11 protein-coding genes are annotated in these 19,354 nt (G+C 71.6%); 4 read left to right on the top strand and 7 right to left on the bottom strand.

The window, feature by feature from the left end:
- Window positions 1-14: 14 nt before the first annotated feature.
- Window positions 15-1,550, top strand: a complete 1,536-nt coding sequence (locus ACWGIG_RS09505; protein ID WP_453320958.1) for an MFS transporter — start codon at window positions 15-17, stop codon at window positions 1,548-1,550.
- Between the two features lie 829 nt (window positions 1,551-2,379).
- Here the strand turns inward: ACWGIG_RS09505 and ACWGIG_RS09500 are convergent.
- Genes ACWGIG_RS09500 through ACWGIG_RS09470 form a run of 7 tightly spaced genes read right to left on the bottom strand, consistent with a single transcriptional unit; the run spans window position 2,380 to window position 11,431 of the window.
- The gene (locus ACWGIG_RS09500; protein WP_453320957.1) at window positions 2,380-3,357 is read right to left on the bottom strand and encodes a radical SAM protein; all 978 of its coding nucleotides are present in this window, start codon (window positions 3,355-3,357) and stop codon (window positions 2,380-2,382) included.
- Window positions 3,354-4,412, bottom strand: a complete 1,059-nt coding sequence (locus ACWGIG_RS09495) for a hypothetical protein (RefSeq protein ID WP_453320956.1) — start codon at window positions 4,410-4,412, stop codon at window positions 3,354-3,356. Before ACWGIG_RS09495 ends, ACWGIG_RS09500 begins: the two co-directional genes overlap by 4 nt.
- Window positions 4,412-5,158 (bottom strand): SDR family NAD(P)-dependent oxidoreductase, encoded by a 747-nt coding sequence (locus tag ACWGIG_RS09490; protein WP_453320955.1) that lies wholly within the window; start codon window positions 5,156-5,158, stop codon window positions 4,412-4,414. The genes ACWGIG_RS09495 and ACWGIG_RS09490 overlap by 1 nt, the downstream gene beginning before the upstream one ends.
- Window positions 5,151-6,257: a DegT/DnrJ/EryC1/StrS family aminotransferase gene (locus ACWGIG_RS09485; protein WP_453320954.1), complete on the bottom strand. Its 1,107-nt coding sequence runs from the start codon at window positions 6,255-6,257 to the stop codon at window positions 5,151-5,153. Before ACWGIG_RS09485 ends, ACWGIG_RS09490 begins: the two co-directional genes overlap by 8 nt.
- 15 nt (window positions 6,258-6,272) lie before the next feature.
- Window positions 6,273-7,025 (bottom strand): class I SAM-dependent methyltransferase, encoded by a 753-nt coding sequence (locus ACWGIG_RS09480; protein ID WP_453320953.1) that lies wholly within the window; start codon window positions 7,023-7,025, stop codon window positions 6,273-6,275.
- Between the two features lie 15 nt (window positions 7,026-7,040).
- Window positions 7,041-8,348: a glycosyltransferase gene (locus ACWGIG_RS09475; protein WP_453320952.1), complete on the bottom strand. Its 1,308-nt coding sequence runs from the start codon at window positions 8,346-8,348 to the stop codon at window positions 7,041-7,043.
- Complete coding sequence (locus tag ACWGIG_RS09470; RefSeq protein WP_453320951.1) at window positions 8,345-11,431, bottom strand: amino acid adenylation domain-containing protein; 3,087 nt, start codon at window positions 11,429-11,431, stop codon at window positions 8,345-8,347. The genes ACWGIG_RS09475 and ACWGIG_RS09470 overlap by 4 nt, the downstream gene beginning before the upstream one ends.
- A gap of 1,125 nt (window positions 11,432-12,556) precedes the next feature.
- Between ACWGIG_RS09470 and ACWGIG_RS09465 the strand changes: the two genes are divergently transcribed.
- The 3 genes from ACWGIG_RS09465 to ACWGIG_RS09455 are packed head-to-tail and all read left to right on the top strand — an operon-like array spanning window position 12,557 to window position 19,354.
- Window positions 12,557-15,883, top strand: a complete 3,327-nt coding sequence (locus tag ACWGIG_RS09465; RefSeq protein WP_453320950.1) for a condensation domain-containing protein — start codon at window positions 12,557-12,559, stop codon at window positions 15,881-15,883.
- 36 nt (window positions 15,884-15,919) lie between these two features.
- The gene (locus ACWGIG_RS09460) at window positions 15,920-17,719 is read left to right on the top strand and encodes an asparagine synthetase B family protein (protein WP_453320949.1); all 1,800 of its coding nucleotides are present in this window, start codon (window positions 15,920-15,922) and stop codon (window positions 17,717-17,719) included.
- A 51-nt stretch (window positions 17,720-17,770) separates the two neighbouring features.
- Entirely contained in the window at window positions 17,771-19,354 is a 1,584-nt protein-coding gene (locus ACWGIG_RS09455) for an amino acid adenylation domain-containing protein (RefSeq protein ID WP_453320948.1), read from the top strand.

Raw genomic sequence — 19,354 nt, 5'->3', positions numbered from 1 at the left:
CGGAAAGGACGCGCATGCCCCGGCCGGGCCGGTCGCCGATGGACCCCCGTGAGACCGAACTCGCCTTCCGGAGCCTGCTGCTCGGGCTGTTCGCCGGCCTGCTGTCCGGGACGGTGGTCACCACCGCCCTGCCTCGTGTCGTCGCGGATCTGCGCGGCAGTCAGACCGCGTACACCTGGGTGGTCGCGGCGACGATGGTGGCCTCCACCGTGAGCCTCCCGCTGTGGGGGAAACTCGCCGACCGGGCGGACCGGAAGACGCTCATCCAGCTCGCACTCGGCCTCTTCGCTCTCGGCTCCGTGCTCGCCGGCCTGGCCGGCTCCGTCGGCGCGTTGATCACGGGGCGGGCGGTCCAGGGTCTGGGTGCGGGCGGGATCACCGCGCTCACCCAGGCGCTGTTGGCGGCTCTGGTCCCGCCTCGCGAACGCGGCCGTCACCACGCCCGGATCGCGGTGGTCATGACCGCAGGAACGGTGTGCGGACCGCTGCTTGGCGGCGTCGTGGCCGACACCCCCTGGCTGGGGTGGCGATGGTGCTTCCATCTCGGGGCGCCCCTGGCCGCAGCCGCCGCTCTCTGTCTTCACCGGTTCCTGACGCAGCCGCCCACGAAGCCGGAGGTACGCCGCGCATCCCCGGACCTCACGGGCGCGGTCCTGCTCACGGGGGCTGTCGGAGTGCTGCTGGGCGGCGTCACCGTGCTCGGGGCCGGAGGCCCGTTCCTCGCCCGCGGCACCACCGCATGGGTGTGCGCCGCTTCCTTGGTGTGCGCCGTCGCCGTCCTTGTCGGTCTGTTCCTGCGGGCGGAGTCCAGAGCCGCGGACCCCGTCGTACCGCCGTATCTGTTCCGTGACCGCACCGTCGTGCTGTGCGCAGTCGCGGGGTTCGCGGTGGGACCCGCGCTGTTCGCCTCCCCGGCGCTGCTGGGCCAGTACTTCCAGCTCGCCAGGGGCCAGTCACCGACGGTCTCCGGACTGCTGACCCTGCCGATGGCGGGTGGCCTGCTGCTGTCCGTCACGATCACCGGGCGGCTGATCAGCGCGGACGGGCGCTGGAAACACCGGCTGCTGCTCGGCGGGGTACTGCTCGTGCTGAGCTTCTCGCTGATGGGGACGGTACGCGCGGACACTCCCCTGCCACTGGTGTGCGCCTACTTGTTCCTGGGCGGCGCCGGAGTCGGCGCGACCTCCCAGCACCTGGTGGTGATCGCCCAGAACACGGCACCACCCGGCGAGTTGGGAGCGGTCACCTCACTGGTGACGCTCGCCCGGAGCATCGGAGGGGTGTTCGGCGTCACGGCTCTGGGGGCAGTCCTGTCCGCCCGGCTGGATGCCCTGGCGACCGCTGCCCACCAGGACCGGGTACCCGACCTCCGTACCTTGCCACCTGCGGCTGTGGACGTTGTGCAGACCGTCTACGGTCGTGCCCTCGGCGACGTCTTCGCCGTCTGTGTCCCCTTCGCACTGATCACCCTGCTCGCCGTCCTGCTGCTGCGGGAGACACCACTGGGCACGACCCGGAAGGCCGGGGCCTCCCCGGACACGCCGCGGTGAACTGCCCTGAAGGGCAGGGATTCCAGTGCAGTCTCCCGTGATCGATCAAGAGAAAGCTGCGCTGCCGCGGCGGGTACGGACCGTGTCCGCCGCGGCCTTGAGCCGCCGCGAAACGACACAGCCGACCTGGCCCCGCTCACCGTGGCTGAGGTCCGGCGCCTGCCGGCAGCTCTCGGCCCCAGTCGGCGCACCCTGGCTTCTTCGCATGGAGCTGGTCACGCTGGCGCAGACGCCACCAGGCCATCGCCCGAGCCTGCCACTACCGCAGACGCACCCGCGCCTGAAGCGGCTTCCCGGAACCGGCCACTGAGGGACCGTCAGCCCGTTAGCTCGAAAGAACGTCTCTGACCAGCGGAAATGGTGAAGTACCACTGGAGTACCAGGACGGCATAAGCCCGGGGCTCAGCGACAGCTGCGGGCCGGTGGAGGTCCGGCTCGCGGTCCGTCTGCGTCCGCCACCGCATTGCCGAGCTCGCGGCGAAGGATGCGTGACATGCTCCAAGTCGCTTGTGATGTTGCGGGGAAGGAATGAAGGGTGACGGGCAATCAGCTGGTCGTCGGCTCCGAGATCATCGACGCGATCGGCGTCGCAAAGGCAGCGGACTTCCATGTCCCTGGCTCTCTGTGCCGTCGAAGAGGAACCGGCTCGCCTTGCCCTCACCCCGACTGCCATGGTGGACGCGGGACCGGGTGAGAAGGAATGCGGCGCCCGCTGTCGTCGGCCTGACGCCCCCGATACCCGCGCCCCGGCCGGGCGGGGCATGGCGTCCGTCATTCTGCACGGCGTGGTGGCGAGCCGCAGGAGCCGCGTCACGGGCCGCCGACGGCGTTACCCCGGCAACATGGCGGTGTTCATGGCGAAGTTGAGCGGATCGCAGGCGTGGCAGCCGCGCCGGTCGCTGTTGTGGTCGATCTCCAGGGCGCGGCGGCGGCGGTCGAGGACGACCTCCGGCGGATCAACGTTGAGGTCGCCGAAGCCGATGGAGCGGCGTTCCTCCCAGGCGATCGAGTTGCAGGGCAGCACGTGCCCGGAGGCGTCGATGTAGAGCTGGGACCGTTCCACCGCGCAGGAGCGGCCCCGGACGGTGGCCTCGGTGGGGCGGGAGCCGCGGATGTCCGGCAGCGGGAGTTCGGCGAAGCCGGACGGCAGCGGGCCGACCAGGGCCGGACCGGGGCCGGACCGGTGTTCCAGGGCCGCGGTGGTGACCGCGAACCGCCGGCGTCCTTCGGCCGTCCACCCCCTGGCCATCGCGCCCTTGACCGGGATCAGGTGCCACAGATGGATGCTCGGCCAGAATGGCAGCCCGGGAAAGTCCGTCAGCACGTCGGCGTTGAACGGCATGAGCACGGTGTTGACCTGGCAGAAGACCCCGCGGCCGGACAGCCGGGCGAAGACGTCAGTGATGACGTCGTCGGGGAAGAGCGGCAACTTGCGCCAGTCGGCGTGCCGCCGGGGGTCGGCGAAGTCCCGCGACAGGACGACCTTGGTCAGACGGGGAGAGTCCAGGAGGTCGTCATGGGATGGGTCCAGGACGGTCCCGTTGGTGATGAAGCCGTAGTCGAGACCGAGTTCTCCGGTGAGGGACAGCAGCTCGGCGAAGCCCGGGTAGGTGACGAACTCCCCGCCGGTGAAGATCAGCCGCTGCCAACCCTGTTCGGCCAGGATGCGCACGGTGGCGAGTATCTTCGCCAAGGGCAAAGCGCTGTCGTCGCGCCAGCTCAGGCACATCGGACAGCTCGCGTTGCACGGGTTCTGGAGCGACAGGTAAGCCGTGCCGGGCCGGACTGCCGGGTCGGTGGGCGTCAACGGAGCTCCTTGACCTGCGGGACGGGGGCGGGGCGCTGCGCGAGACGGGCGTCGAGCGTGGTCACCAGGGAGGCCAGCCTGTCGTGCAGCCCCCGACCGGTCAGGCGCAGCGTCACCAGTTCGAGGTAGTCGCGGTAGACGATGGCCCGGGTGTCGAACAGCCACCCGGCCAGGCACAGTTCGTCGTACGCGGCAGGCCCCGGCAGCGTGGCGGCGCCGCTCGCCGTGTCGTGGAACAGGTCGCGCAGCGCCTCGTCCGGCAGGTGCACCCGGCGCAGGTACGGCTCCTCGACGTTGAGCGAGATCCCGGTCTCGTCGTTGCGCTCCCAGTACCACTGGTCGTTCTCGTCGAGGAAGCGGCACCACAGCATCGCCAGCACGTACTCGCACAGCAGGGGTTCACCGTGCTGGGCGCGGTGGGTGTCCTCGTGGGACTCCAACAGGAAGGTGTAGAGGCTCATGATGCCGGTGTGGCCGTGCCGGGCGAGCAACTCTCCGCGCTGCCGTTCGCTGACGCGTTCCACGAACGACGGGCCGAGGAGCGCCGGCGGGTAGAAGGGGTGGAGGACGGAGGTGCGGTACATCCCCAGCCATGTCAGACCGGGACGTGGCGGCAGGAAGAGCGCCGGGTCGCAGTTGATCCCGAGCCCGGAGAGATACCCGCGCCAGCGGGCCAGTAGGCCACGCAGCAGGGGCGTGTCGGGGACGGTGTCCGTCAGCTTCACCGGTGCGAGCCCCACGCTCGGGGCGCCGCGCAGCCGGGAGCGTGTCGTCTCCTCCCAGCGTTCGGCCTGCGGTCCCCGGGGGCGGGAGAAGCGGTCCGCGACGCGCACGCCGGTCGTGGCCCGCATGAATGCGCGGAACGCGTACCGGTCCAGCAGGTAGCCGGGCAGCGTGGACGGCGGGCTCCCCGGATCGCCCAGTGCGCGCCAGTCCTCCCGCGCGCATTGCCGCCAGTGTTCCAACCTGCCGGAGAAGGCTGTGTCGGCCGCCGCGGTCAGGGGTGTCTGCGGCGGTGGGCCGTCCCGGCGGGCGCGCAGGGCGATCGTGGGCATCAGAGACCTCCATTTGCCGGTAGGACCTGGCCGGTGACGAACCCGGAGGCGGGGGACAGCAGAAACATCACGGCTGCGGCGATCTCGTCGGCATCCCCGATCCGGCCGAGCGGGATCCGTCCCGACAGCCGCTCCTCGTCCAGGGACTGTCCCGCACGCACCGCGCGGCTCAGCCCGGGGGTCCGGGTCGGCCCGGGTGCCACGGTGTTGACCCGGACGCCGCTCCCGGCAAGGTCCCGTGCCAGTACGGTGGATGCCGCCTCCAGCGCGGCCTGCGACGCGGCGTAGGCGGCGGTGCCGCGGCTGAGGTGGCGGGCGGCGCCGGAGGTGATGTTGACGACCGCACCGCCGGAGGGCAGACGGGGCGCGATGCTCCGGCAGATCTCCATGGGCGCGAAGAGGTTCACCTCGAAGGTCTGGCGCCAGTGATCACGGTCCGCCTCCGCCAGTGGTCGGGGCTCCCGCAGCGAGGCGTTGTTGACCAGGTAGCGGACCGGTGCGCCGCTGTCCACCAGCGTGGCGAGCACGCCGTCGAGGGCGGCGGCGTCGCCGAGCTCCACGCGGTGGCTGCGGATCCTGGGGCCCCGGGCGGGTGAGCGCCCCAGGCTGATCACCTCGCCGCCCGCCCGGACGAAGGCCTGGCAGACTGCCGCGCCGATGCCCTTTCCACCGCCGGTGATCAGCAGCGTCGAGTCGGCCGCCCACCCCGGTGCGTCCAGCCCCGCCGCCGGCGCCGGCTCAGACATGGCCGGCCTTTACCAGGCGGGCGGCGGCCACGACGTCGCCGAAGTCGTGGAACGGCTGAAGCGTCACCCCGACCAGACGTCCCCACAGGTTCCGGCAGCGCTCGGCAATGTCCTCGGTGACGACCGCGTGCCGGGCCACCACGGGCTCGTCCACCAGCGCGGCGATGTAGAACCGCTCCGTCCAGGGGTGGGCAACGAGTACCTCCTCGGCCCTGGCGGGCGTGTCCAGAGTGATGGCGATCCGCTGCCAGGCACTGACCGCGTCGTCGTCGACGTGCTGGAGTTGGGCGTGCGGGGACACTGCCGGCAGCGTCTCACGCAAGGCCAGCGCGGTGTCGGTCCGTACCCGTACCAGCTCCTCGAACAGGTCCATCTGCGGTGCCAGGACGGCCGCCTGGAACTCGGTCATCAGCAGCTTGCCGCCGATCTCGTGGGCCAGGAAGCGCCCGTCGGGCCCCTCCTGGAGCCCGGCGTGCCTGATGGCTTTCGCCCGCGCGTGGACCTGCGGGTCGATGGCAGCGAACATCCCGCCATCACCGCAGCTGAGGGGCTTGGAGGCGTTGAAGCTGAAGGCCGCCCCGTCGCCGAGTGAGCCGATGGCCCGGTCGCCGAGTCGGCCGCCGAACGCCTGCGCGGCGTCCTCCAGCAGCAGCAGCCCCCGCTCGGCGCAGAAGGCCGCAACCCGCCCGGCGCCCGATGGGTTGCCGAAGGCGTGCACGAAGACCACCGCCCGGGTGGCCGGGGTCAGCACCGCCTCCACGTGCTCCGGTTCCGGGTTGTACGTGGTGTCGTTCACGTCGCACAGCACCGGGCGGGCACCGGTGAGCAGCACGGCCTGGGCGGTTGCCACGAAGGTGGAACTGGGGATCACGACGTCGTCACCCGGTCCGATCCCGTGGGCACGCAGACCGAGTTCGATCGCGGAGGTGCCCGCGTTGGTGGTCAGGCAGGGCACGCCGATGAGCTCCGCGGCGCGGGCCTCCACAGCGTTCACGAACCGCCCCCTGTAGATGTTCCACTCCTTGCTCTCCACCAGGCCCGCCAAGTTGTCGCGGATGCGGGCCTCGATGTGTCCGGCGAGTTCTTGCTGTGTCGTCATCATCACGGAGCCCCCTCAGAAGTCCGTCGAGTCCGGGTGGGGCCACCGCTCGGTCAGCCCCGCCAGGTAGCCGGGCAGGGACTGCTCGGCGCGTTCGCGGACCACCGTCACCCCGGCCCCGAACGGCAGGTCCAGCATCTGCCAGCGGTCCGGTTCTCGCTCGGCCATTTCCAGCAGCAGTCGGCGCGGACCGGACCATTTGGGGTTCGCACTGCGGCTGACCGTGTCGTGGAAGATCATCGTGCCGCCGGGCGCCAGGCGCGGGGACATCAGGCGGAAGTCGGTCTCCACCGGTTCGTAGAAGTGGCCGCCGTCGATGAACAGCAGGTCGATGGGCGGGAGTTGGGCGCATGCCTCAGTGGCGGAGAACTCCTCGGTCGTCATCAGGTGGTGAACGATGTGGTCCTCCACCCCGAACGAGGCATACCACTTGCGCACCTTCTCCCGGTCGGTCCAGAAGTCGTCGTCGAAGGAGGGGTCGACGAAGGTGATGGGGTCCGCGTCACGGTCGCGCTGTGCCTTGGCGAGCAGGATCGGCACGAAACCGCGACCGGAGCCGATGCTGAGTACGGTGCGCGGTTCGAGCGCACGGGACAGGCCGTAATAGAGCCAGCCGAGTCCGAGCCGCCCGCGGTGCTCGGCCCGGACATCCTCCGACGCCTCGCGCCCGCCCCATCCGGGCGGACCGGCCGGAAGGGTCGCGTGTCCGGTGCGGTTCGGCTCCATCTCCTCGTGCGCGAGGAATTCCGACACCCAGGTCTCATCCAATTTCTCATGTCCTCTCTAGCGTTCGACCTTGTTGAACGTCGACCTGCCGCGCAGCATCAGGCCCACGGCGCCAGCAGCCCCGAGGGACTTGAAGGCAACCGCGAGCGGGATCCGTCCGCGCGTCCCCCGCGTTGCCGCGCCGGTCGTGGGGCCGGTGGTCCGGCGCAGCGCCGCCACGCCGATCCCGTAGTACGAGTACGCCGCGGCGGCCAGCAGCAGCGGGCCGCGCCGCCCGTACGCCCGGTAGGCGCCGGACATGGCGAGCAGGAAGACCGCGGGACGCGCCAGCCACTTGGCCGCCAGCATGGTGTGGGTGAGCAGCGGCAGAGCGGTCCCGCGGTTCAGGGAACGGGGTGAGTACCAGCGGAAGAACTGGAGGTTCCCCGAGAACCAGAAGGTGTGCTGGCGCACCATCTCCGCCGGGGAGGTAGGAGACTGGCACGAGTCGTCGAACGGCACCGGATGGACGGCGATACCCGCGCGGGAGAGGGCGAAGCCGATCTGGATGCCGTCGCATGGCCCGGTCCGCGGGAATCCGCCCAGCCGGGTCAGCGCCTGCAGGTCGAAGAACTCCCCGTGGCCCATGCAGTAAGGGGGGAAGGGCAGGGTCCGGCCGGCAGCCGTTCGGTCTCTGGAGGCCAGCAACCGCGGAATCTCGAAGGCGTAGTTCCACACGCTCTGGTACACCGCGTTCGCGTGCGCCAAGCCGTGTCCGGCGAGTGCGTCGTGGTTGGCCAGGTAGGTGACGGTCTGCTGGAAGGCCATCGCACCGGGTCGGCGGCGCAGATGGTCGTCGATGTAGGCCAGCGTCTCCGGCTCCGGCCGGGAGTCGGCGTCGTACACGCCGACCACCACCCGTCCGTGCGGCGGCCGCTGCGCCACACGTTCCAGCACGTGGTCGAGGGCCGTGTTCAGCTGTAAGCTGCGGCGCTGTTCGGGACCGATGTGCGAGATGACGGTGACGGGCACGCCGCCGGGGTGGCGCTCACTGTATTCCTCGACCACCTGGGCCGTGGTGCGTTCGCCGGACTCCTTGGCGTCGACCGCCACGAGGATCTCGAACCGGTCCGCCGGGTGGTCGAGACGGCGCAGGTGGGTGAGGGTGTCCTCGATGACGTTCTGCTCGCGCAGCGCCGGCACGAGGAGGTAGAAGTAGGCATTGCCGGGCTTGGTGCGCTGCGCGGTGAAGCCGGCCCTCGCCCGGCTCTTCCAGCGTGCCGAGCGGACGATGTTGCACACCCCGGCAGCCGTGTACCCGACCACGGTCACCAGGGCGGCCCGCTGGAGGAGCCGGACGGGGACTTTGACGCGTGCCGTGCTCACAGGGCGCCTGCCCGGGCCACGAAACGGCTCAGCGCGTCGGCTGCGGCGTCCGCGAGAGCGGCGGCGAACTCCGGCGGGTAGCCGGCTTCGGCGTACTCGACGGCGATTCTTCCGCCACCAGGACCCGAGTGCGTGGTGACTGACAGGGCGGGGTCGCGGCGCAAGCCTTTGCGAGAGGCGGGCGGCCTCAGCGGGATCAGGTCCAGGCCGGGGGCGAAGAGCGGCACGTGTGTCTCCTGGCGGTGGTGGAACAGCAGGTAGGGCCGGTGGCGCAGGCGTTCCACCTCGCCGCCGTGGCCGTCCGCGCGCAGCCGGGCCAGCGCTGCGGCGAACGGCGGCGGGTCGGTGGCGAGCCGCACGAGTTGCCGGCGTGTGCCCTCGCACAGCCGTGTGAAGTCCGCGCAGTCCGCCCTTTCGAAGTGGACGAAGGCGAGTTCGGTGAGGCAGCCCACGGTCGTGTCCGTGCCGGGCAGATGGCGGCCGGACTGTGAGACCTGGAAGCCGAATTGTTCCTTCGCGGCGAAGCGAGAGACCGCGGCGGCCACGGCGCTCAGATGGATGCAGCCGGGTGTGATGCCACCAGCGAGCCGGTCCGCGGGGACGGCGGGCAGGTCGCGTTCCACGGTCCTGGTCGGACCTGCCGCCCGGGCGTCGTACCCCTGGTGGGCGGGGAGCGGCAGCGGAGGGCGGAAGCCCCCGGTGCGCAGCTCGTCCACGGCCCGCCCGACGGCGGCTCGCCCGGAGGAACCGCTGTGCCGTTCGGCCGTCAAGAGGGCGTAGGTCTGGTACTGCGTGACGGGACCAAGCCCGGCGGGCGCGCCGCCCGCGGCCTCGCGGTAGAGCGCGGACAGTTCGCCGAGGAGGAGGTCAGCGGACAGCTCGTCGAAGGAGATGTGGTCGACGGCGAGGCCGAGCAGGTGTTCCCGGTCGCCGTTGGTGGTCAGCAGGGCGCGCACTACCGGGCCCGTGGCAAGGTCGAACGGGCGGCGGCCGAAGTCGTGCTGCTCGCGCAGCGCGGCGGCGTCCCCGGACCGTAACTGCGGCCGCGCCCGCACCTCCAAGGGCCAACGGCGGCCTCCGGCAGCGGCGACCTCGCCGACTGGTTCGGAGCCGTCGGGATAGCGCGTGGCGAGGACGTCGTGCCGGGCCACCAGGGCGTGGAGCGCCGAGCGCAGCGCGGACACGTCGAGCCGGCCGCGGAGGTGGTGGACGAGGACGACGGGCTGCGTGCGTCCGTCGCCCGCCGCGCGGTTGGCAGCCAGCCGGGCGCGCTGCTGCGCGGAGAGCGCGACGGTGAACCCGGACTCGGGCCGGGGTGCGGCGGGGGCCGTCCGGGGCGTCGGAGCGGCGGACGCGGCCTCCACCGCGTCGACGGCGCGGGCGACCTCGGCCAGCGACGGCGTGTCGAAGATGACGGCCAGCGGCAGTTCCACCCCGAGACCGGTACGGATCCTGGCAACCACCCGGGAAGCGCCGATCGACGTGCCGCCCTTGGCGAAGAAGTCGTCCTCGGGGCCGACGGCGTCCACCCGGAGCACCTCGCACCAGATCGCGGCCACCCGGCGTTCCGTGGGCGACAGCGGCCGCGGCGCCGTCGCGGGGCTCCGGGCACTCGCTTCCTCGGGGAGCGGCAGCCGGTCGCGGTCCACCTTGCCGTTTTCCTTGAGAGGCAGCCGGTCCACGACAACGTACTGATGGGGCACCAGGTACGCCGGGAGCCGGCGGCAGAGGAACTCGCGGACCACCCGCGGGTCGAGGCCGGTGGCGCGCGGGACAAGATGGGCGACGAGCCGCCTCTCCGCGCTCGGGACGTGCTGCGCGTGGACGAAGGCGTCCGACACCGCGGGATGGCGGCGCAGCATGTGTTCGATCTCGCCGGGCTCGATCCGGTGCCCCTCGATCTTGAGCTGGTCGTCGATCCGCCCCTCGAACACCAGGTTGCCGTCGGCACGTCGGTGGCCGAGGTCCCCACTGCGATAGAGACGGTGGCCCGGCACACCGTCGATGTGCGGGACGAACCGCGCCGCGGCCGGTCCGGCGGCGCCCAGGTAGCCGTGGGCCAGACCGGCACCACCGAGCCAGAGTTCACCTGTCACGCCGTCGGGCACAGGCCGGCCGTCCTCGCCCACGACGTGCACCTCGGCGCCGTCCACCGGCCTTCCGATGGGCACGGGGGAGGTTACCGGCGTGTGCGGCGGCACCGGGTACATGGTGCTGGACACCGTGTTTTCGGTGGGGCCGTAGAGGTTGACCAGTCGGCGGTTCGGGAGCTTGCGGCGCAGCCGTTCCAGGTGCTCGGCGGAGGCGACCTCACCGCCGGTGAACAGCAGCCGCAGGCCGTCGAGGGCCGTGGGTTCCTCGTCCACCACGAGCCGCAACAGCGAAGCGGTGAGGTAGAGCGTATTGACCGCGTGCCGGTGCAGCACCCCGCCCAGGTCCGCCGGGGAGAGCCGGCCCGGCGGGGCGATCACGAGTTCGCCGCCGTTGAGCAGCGGGGCGAAGATCTCGAAGACCGAGGCGTCGAAGGACAACGGGGAGTGCAGCAGCATCCTGGTGTCGGGGCCGAAGCGGGCGTACCACTGGTCGCGTACCAGGCGTACCACGCCACCGTGGGGCACGGAGACGGCCTTGGGGCGGCCCGTGGTGCCGGAGGTGCACATCACGTACGCGGGGGCTTCCGGAGAGACCGGGCCCTGCGGCCGCCAGGGGGTCGCGGGAGACGTTGCGAGTTCCGCCAGGGACACCACGGTGACGTTTCCGGGCATCTCGGGCGGGCCGACGGCCGTGTCGGCCACGGCCAGCCGCACGCCGCTGTCGGCGCAGAGATCGCCGACGCGGGCGGCGGGCTCGGCCGGATCCAGTGGCAGGTAGGCGGCGCCCGCCGCCAGGATTCCCAACAGGGCGAGCACCGCAGGGGCTCCCCTGGGAGCCCAGAGGGCGACGACGTCGCCCGGTCGCACCCCCCGTCCGGCCAGGTCCGTCGCGATCCGGGCGACATCGTCACCCAGCTCACGGTAGGTCAGGCTGCCGGCCTGAAGGCGCAGCGCCGTTGCGTCCGGGGTGCAGCGTATTCGTTCGGCCAAGATTTCAGGCAAAGAAAGTAAAACCGGAGACATCCGGACGGCTCCCTCGGATTCTTTCTGCGGCAAGAACACGTCTGCGCTACCGAATATCTCGGACAATCGCTGCTCTGCTCCAGGCGGCGTGCGCACAGATTTCAAAGCATCGGTCCGGTATCAATATCGAAGCGTTCTTCCGTGATCTTAGGTGGATCTGTGAACCCGTCAACCCCCTAGTTGCTTTCTTTGCGATCTCCATATCCCTGTGCGCAGCAGCGCATGCCGGGACCGCAAATCCGGTACGGAACGGACGGCGGTCCACTCGTTCCTCGCATCGGGGCGCGGGCCGCCCACGCGCCGGGATGCGCCCGCCCGACACCGCTGCGTCGTGCCCGGATCCTGCCGCAGCGGTGCTTCCCGCGGCACAGATGACCGGGTCCGTGAGCGCCGGCCCAACACCCCGCAGGACCTCCGCGACACCGACTCCGCAATGGCCCGCCGTACGGGCCGCACTGCTGCTGACGGGCGGGTTCCCCCTGTGGAGCACTGTCGAAACGTGGCGTATGCCATGTCGCAGCCGGACCGCCCGGCACTCCCCGCCGGGCGGACATGCCGCGCGAGGGGCGCCGGCCGGACGCCGCCCCGCCCGGCACTGCCGTCCACCACGGTGAACGCCCCCGCCCGTCCTGGTTCGCGACGTCCGGAGACAGGCCGCCAATTTGCGCCATGATCTCCGTAAAGTCCCTCGAATTCCATCTTGACTGGCTAAAGGGGAGTCAGGAGGAATTATCCAGACCTGTGTCCGGCGTAAGCAGATGCGCTCTAGTGGGGGGATGCAGGAAGAGCTACAGTGATCCGAAAAGCAGTCCCTGCCCGCGCCAACCTCATTTTCCAAACGTTTCTTGCCTGCGAAAGTGCTCGTTATTTCTGCGTTTCCCGAGAAGGTAATCCGGTCAATATTCGGTGACTCGACGACAATCCGGAGTCACCAGACCGGAGCTCCCCGCACTGTTCCCCCGTCCCCTTCAGCCGTCGTGTCCCTCCCGTCGCGGCAAGGCCGCCCTGCCCGCTGCCGATGGGACCGGCTACCCCCGCGCGGATCGGCGTCCGGCGTCACCATGACGCGCATCACCTCAACAGGAGGGTTCCATGGCAACCGACGAGGTCACGCCCACAGCCCGGCCGGCAGGCGACGGCAGCCGGATCCCGTTGTCCGTGACGCAGCGGGCCATGTGGATCGGCTGGCAGCTCGACCCCGGCCAGTGGACGCACATCATCCCCCTGGCCTTCGACGTGCACGGCGACCTCGACACCGGACGGCTGCGGACCGTGCTGACGGCGGTCGCCGACCGATACCCCTTGTTGCGCGGGCATGTTCACGACACCGGCGACGGCGCCCCCGACCTCGACCTGTCGGCGCCCATGCCTCTGGAGATCCGCGAGCACACAGCCTCCAGCAGCGTGGACCGGGCTGTACGGGCCGCTTGGCAGCACCCCTTCGACCTGACACGCGGTCCGCTGCTGCGCGCCGACATCGTCCGGCACCCCGGCGGCACTGTCCTGCTGATCGCCATCCACCATCTCGTCTGTGACGGCGCGTCGGTCCTCATGCTGCTGGACGCGCTGGAACGCGCCTGGCGCGGGGAGGACCTGGGGAAACCCGACGGCACGGCGGTGTTCACGGCCCACGCCGACCACTCTCGGGCCCTGGCCGAGGGGCCGGAGGGCGAGGAGCACCGGAGGTTCTGGCACCAGGAACTCGGCGCCGTCCCCCCGGCCTTCGAGCTGCCCGCGGCGCTGGAGCCGACCGGCTACCAGGTCTTGGACCGCCCGCTGGACCGCGGCCTCCTCGAACGGGTCGATGCCCTCGCCGCACAACTCGGCGTCAGCCGCTTCGCCGTGATGTTCGGCGTCTTCTTCGCGCTCCTGCGCCGCTACAGCGGCCAGGACCAGCTGCTGGCCTCCGTCCCCTTCCACGGCCGGAGCCGGCCCGCAGCACGAGAGGCGATGGGCTACTTCGTCAACGTCCTGCCGGTTCTGCACACCGTCACCCGCAAGGAGGACCACGCCTCGCTGATCACCGGGCTTGCCGCGCACCTGCGGACGCTGACGGCCCACGGCGACCTGCCGCTGCCAGCCATCCTGCGCAGCGCGGGACTCAGCGGCCCCGACGCCCACCCCCGCACCCACCAGGTGGTCTTCCAGTGGTGGGACGCCGGGCGTCACCCCAGCGTCGACGTCCGCGCCCTGCGGCTGTCCGCCCCCGGCGGACCGTCCTGCACGCTGACGTTGCGGCAGCTGGAGAGCACCGCCGACTACCGTGCCTCCTTCATGCTCCGTGGCGACAAGGGGGGTCTCTCCCTGCTTCTGAAGGACCCGGGCGGCACCCTGGGGCCGACCCTGCTGGCCGCGCTGGCCGACGACTACGTCGCGCTGCTCGGTGACGCCTGCACCACCCCGCACCGCCCCATCGGCGACGTGGCCACCGTCCTGCCGCATCCAGGGCACGCGACGGCCGGGACACGCGTCACCGGCGTACTGCCGCCGGCCTGGCGCACGGCGGACCCGGCACCCGGAGGCGAGGACCAGGTCGGTGCATTGTCCGGCGGCGTGTGCGCCTACGTGGCCGACCAGGACGGCAACCCGGCCGCGCCCGGGGTCCCCGGCCAGCTATGGCTCTCGCAGGAGTCCGCGGCCCTGGCCGTACGGGAGAGCCCCGCTGCCGGTTGCACCGCACCAAACCCGGTCCGGCTGCCGCTACCCGCCGCGGAGGGCCCGGCCTGGCGGACAGCCGCACGGGCCCGGTGGTTGCCGGGGAACCTGCTGGAACTGCTCGCCCCCGCCGCGGCAGACCCTGAGGGCACCGACCAGCCCCCGGGCCGCGGCGTGCACACCCCGGCCTGCCTCGGCGCGCTCGCAGTGATCTGGGGGCAGGTCCTGGGCATCGACCCGCCCCGCCCCGAGGAGTCGTTCTTCGAACTCGGCGGTCACTCACTGCTGGTGGGGATGCTCGTCACCCAGGTCCGCGAGGACCTCGGCACAGTGATCACCCTGCGGGACGTCTTCGACCACCCCCGCCTCGGCGACCTTGCCGCGCTCGTCGACGAGCGGGCGGTACCCGCCGGACCGGCGCTCCGCGGCGGACCCGCCCCGCACACCGAACAGATCCCCGCCTCCGGCTTCCAGGAACGCATCTGGCTGGCCGAACGACTCGACCCGGGCCGCTCGCTCTACAACATCGTGCTGGCCTGGCGCCTGCACGGCCGCCTGTCCGCCGTCACCCTGAAGGACGCCCTGGCGGTTCTGGTGGCCCGGCACGAGATCCTGCGCACCCGGTTCCTCGACGACGACGGCCGGCTGGTCCAGAGCGTCGGCGAGCCCTGGAACCCCGCGCTCGAACTCCTCACCCTCGACGAGCTGCCCGAGCCGGACGCCCTCAAGGCCGCGGAGACCTGGCTGCGGGATGCCGTGCGGACCGGATTCGACCCGGCCTCCGGCCGTCTGGTGCGCTTCGCCTTGGCAGCCATGCCAGGGGGCTCCCAGGCCCTGCTGGTCTGCGCCCACCACCTGGTGCTGGACGGCGGATCGGTGCAGACCCTCGCAGCCGAACTGGCCGCGGCCCACAGGGAAGCCGCCGGCGGCCCTCCGCAGGAGCGGCCCGCCCAGCAGTACCGGGACTTCGTCGCCGCGACACGGTCCCCCGGGGCACGGGCCGAGGCCGCCGCCGCTGTGGACTTCTGGGCCGCCCGCCTTGCTGGGGCGCCCGCCCAACTGCCGCTGGAACCGCTCTCACCCGCCGGACCCGACGGGGTGGTCGTCCTCGACCTCCCGGACGACCTGCTGCCCCGGCTGCGCGCCTTCGGCAGCGCCCGAGGGACCTCGTGGTTCATGGTCGTCGCGGCCTCCCTGGCTGCCGCGCTGCACCAGCTGACGCAGCGGCAGGACCTCACCTTCGCCTTCCCCGTCGCCGATTCCCCCGGTGAGAGCTTCGCCGACCTGCTGGGCCCCCGGCTCGGCACCGCCATCCTGCGCTCCACCCGAAGGCCTGGCGAGACCCTCGGCGACCTGCTGGCCGCGACCCGCGAGACCGTCCTGCTGCATGCCGACCACCCGCGCGCCCCCCTTGACGAACTCGTTGCCCGACTCTCCCCGCCACGCAGCTCCCACACCACCCCGTACGCCGAGGTCATGCTCAACATGAGCGCCCGCTCCACCGCCCCGGTATCCATCGCCGGGACGACGGCGACCCCGCTGCACTCCGACGAACGCTACGGCTACGACACGAAGTTCGGACTCACCGTCACCTTCAGCGAGGACGGCGGGAGGCTCCGCGCCGGCCTCTCCTACCGCGGCGACCGCTTCGACCCCGCCGATGTCTCCCGGCTCGGCCGCCTCCTGACCGTGCTGCTGACCACGTTTCCCGACCGCCTCGCGGAACCGCTGGAAGCTCTCGACCCCATCGATGCCCCGTTCTGAACCACAGCCGCCCCGGCTCCCGGTGAAAGGTGCGCCATGTCCGCGATCAGTGGCCGGGTCGACCGGCGCCACGACCTGACATCCGAGGTCACCGGCCCTGCGCCGAGAACTCCGTCGCCCCGCGGCGGTCCGCTCGAACGTCGTTGGGCCGGGCCCTGTGCCGTGCTCGGCCACAGCCCCGACCCGCTTGACCCGGCCCGCGCGCAGCCCGCCATCGCGGGAGAACCCGGCCGCCCCCTTGCCGTACTGGTTCTCGACGGCTTCCTCGACAACACCGGCGAGCTGCGCTCGCGCCTCGACCTGCCTTTCCCCCACCCCACCGACGCCGACCTGGTGCTCCACGCCTACCTCAGGTGGGGCGACGCGGTGGCCGAGCACCTCTCGGGTTTCTTCGCCTTCGCGGTCTGGGACGCGCGCACCCGCGAACTCGTGCTGTGCCGCGACCGGTTCGGGGTACGGCCGCTCCTCTGGTTCCCGCTGCCGGAGGGCGCGCTGTTCGCCTCCGACGTGGCCACGCTCGCCGCCCACCCCCTCGTCGAACCCGAACTCGACGCCGAGGGCCTGTGCGCGTTGCTCTCCCAGGTACGCCGACCCGGCCACGGCGCCCTGCGCGGTGTACGGGAAGTACGCCCCGGCCACCTGCTGCGCCTCGGTGCGGCCGGGCCGCGAGAACGCCGCTACTGGTCCGTGGAGGCACGTCCGCACGAGGACGACCTCGCCACCACCATCGACACCGTGCGCGGCCTGCTCGGTGAGGCCGTCGCCCGGCAGACCGGTGGCCCCGGTGACGCCGTGCTCCTGTCCGGCGGCCTCGATTCGAGCACCCTCACCGGCCTCCTGGCGGCCCGGCACGGGACGGGCTTGCCTACCTTCACCGTCTCCTTCGGCGACACCGCGACCCCGGTGCCCGACGGGCCCTTCGCCCGCGCGGTGGTGGACCACCTCGGCTGCGATCACCGCGAGATCCTGGTCGACCCGGCCGAACTGACCGATCCGCGCATCCACGACGCCGTACTCGACGCCAAGGACCACCCGTCGCCCTTCGGGGACAAGAACATCACCCCGTACCTGTTCTACCGTCAGGTCGCCGGTGTCACCCCGTCGGTCCTCAGCGGCGAGGCCGCCGACGTGGTCTTCGGCGGTCTGCCCAGCGCTGCGGAAGGGGAGGTGACCGGGCACCGGACCTTTCCGTGGATCGAGCGGGCCCGCGCCTTCGGGATGACCGACGGCTTCGGCAACGGGCTCTTCGACCGCAGCCTGCTGCGCCGGGTAGACCTCGACGGCTTCTGCGCCGACCGGTACGCCGAGGCCCGGCAGGAGGTCGCCCACCTGCCGGGTGCCTCCGACGACGACCGGCGGGCCAGGGAAATCGACCACTTCCACATGACCCGGCTCTACGAACAGGGCATCAACCACTCCGAGCGGCTCGGCGCTGCGGTCGGCCTGCGGATCTGCTTCCCCTTTTCCGAACACCGGCTCTTCTCATACCTGTACAACGTTCCCTGGCGCATGAAGTCCTTCGACGGCCGGGACAAGAGCCTGCTGCGGGCCATCGCCCGCGACCTGCTGCCCGACGCGGTGCTCGACCGGCCCAAGGTTCCGTTCCCGATCACTTATCACCCCGGCTACAAGCAGTCCCTGACCGACCGGCTGCGCGCCCTGCTCGACGACCGCGACGCCCCCGTGCTGCCGTTGCTCGACCGGGAGCGCTCGCGGCAGGTGGTCGACGACCCGCGCCGGCTGGACCGGGGCGGCTGGCTGGGCCGGGCAGACACCGAGATGGTGCTCCAGCTTGATGCCTGGTTACGCCGGCGACGGGTTCGGCTCGTTCTGTGACCCACGAGGCCGCCCCTCCCCACACCCACACACCGGAAAGGCAGGCCGACCATGATTGAGGACCACCCCCTTCCCACAGAGCGAGGTCTCCCCTCCGGTCCGCCGCTCCTGCACCTCCTCTTCGACCAGCAGGCGGCCCGCCGGCCCGGCCAGGTCGCGGTGCGTGACGAACACGGGGACACCACCTACGACCGTCTCTGCGCCGACTCCGTCCGCCTCGCCGACCTGCTGCGCCGGCGCTGCCCCCGGCCCAGTGCCCGGATCGGTCTGCACCTCGCTCGCGGCGCCCAGGTCGTCACTGCCATGCTCGCCGTGCTCCGGGCCGGGCACACCTACGTACCGCTGGACCCCGACTACCCGGCCGAGCGACTGCGCTTCACCGCGCAGGACGCCGAGCTGTCCCTGATTCTCTCCGACCGGCCCGTGCCCACTACGGTGGGCGCCACTCCTGTCCTGCGGCTGGACCGCCCGGCGGCACCCGCGCCGCCGCAGGCCGCCGTTGCCCCGGCCGTCGACCCGGGCACCCCCGCGTACGTGATCCACACCTCTGGCTCCACCGGCCGTCCCAAGGGCGTTCCGGTCCCGCACCGCAACGTCGTCGCCCTGGTCCGCGCCTGCGCCGACCGCTACGACCTGGGACCGGACGACGTGTGGACGCTCTTCCACTCCTACGCGTTCGATTTCTCGGTCTGGGAGATCTGGGGCGCGCTGCTCAACGGGGCCACCCTGACGGTCGTCCCGCAGGAAACCGCGGCCTCCCCGCAGGAGACTCTGGACCTGCTCCGCCGCGAGGGCGTTACCGTCTTCAACGTGGTGCCCTCCGTCTTCCGCCACCTCACCCGGGCGGCCCGTCTGGGCCGGCGTGCCCCGGAGGCCCTGCGGTACGTGATCTTCGGCGGGGAGTCCATCGACGTGCGGGACGTCCGCGTCTGGCGCACCGCCGTCGGCAGGACCACCCGCTTCGTCAATACCTACGGCATCACCGAGTCCACGGTCTTCGTGACCTCCCGCCCGCTCACCGGCGATGAACTCGACCGCGCCCCGGACCCGGACGCCGACCCGGACTTCGCACTCGACCTCGGCGAACCACTGGACGGCTGGGAGCTGCGAGTCCTCGGCCCGGACGGCACAGACGTCCGACCCGGTGAGACCGGGGAGATCGTCGTCTCCGGCGCAGGCCTGGCCCCCGGCTACCTGGGTCGACCGGAGCTCACCGCCGAGCGCTTCCCCGAACTCCCCACACCCGACGGTGGCACCCGCCGCTGCTACCGCAGCGGCGACCTGGCCGTCATGCTGCCCGGCGGTACCTACCGCTACGCGGGCCGGGCCGACGACCAGGTGAAGATCAACGGTTACCGGATCGAACCGGGCGAAGTAGAGGCTCGGTTGCGCGACGCACCGGGCGTCCGTGAACTGGCAGTCCTGCGCACGGTCAGCCGTATCGGCGAACCGGCCCTCACCGCCTTCTACACCGCTGAAGAACCCCGGACCGACGACACCGGTGCCGCACTCGCCGCCCACGCCCGCCGTGTCCTGCCTGGCTACATGGTCCCGACCCGGTTCGTCTGCCTGCCGGCCTTCCCGATCACCCCCTCTGGCAAGACCGACCGCCGCATCCTCGCCACCCGGGTGTAG

The organism is Streptomyces sp. NPDC054863 (assembly GCF_053610825.1).
This window is presented reverse-complemented; position numbering and strand designations above follow the sequence as displayed.

Bases quoted from the DNA above. Each gene is read 5' to 3' on its own strand.
- ACWGIG_RS09490 (WP_453320955.1), bottom strand. From the start codon at position 5,158: ATGTCTGAGCCGGCGCCGGCGGCGGGGCTGGACGCACCGGGGTGGGCG.
- ACWGIG_RS09460 (WP_453320949.1), top strand. From the start codon at position 15,920: ATGTCCGCGATCAGTGGCCGGGTCGACCGGCGCCACGACCTGACATCC.
- ACWGIG_RS09495 (WP_453320956.1), bottom strand. From the start codon at position 4,412: ATGCCCACGATCGCCCTGCGCGCCCGCCGGGACGGCCCACCGCCGCAG.
- ACWGIG_RS09505 (WP_453320958.1), top strand. From the start codon at position 15: ATGCCCCGGCCGGGCCGGTCGCCGATGGACCCCCGTGAGACCGAACTC.
- ACWGIG_RS09485 (WP_453320954.1), bottom strand. From the start codon at position 6,257: ATGACGACACAGCAAGAACTCGCCGGACACATCGAGGCCCGCATCCGC.
- ACWGIG_RS09455 (WP_453320948.1), top strand. From the start codon at position 17,771: ATGATTGAGGACCACCCCCTTCCCACAGAGCGAGGTCTCCCCTCCGGT.
- ACWGIG_RS09465 (WP_453320950.1), top strand. From the start codon at position 12,557: ATGGCAACCGACGAGGTCACGCCCACAGCCCGGCCGGCAGGCGACGGC.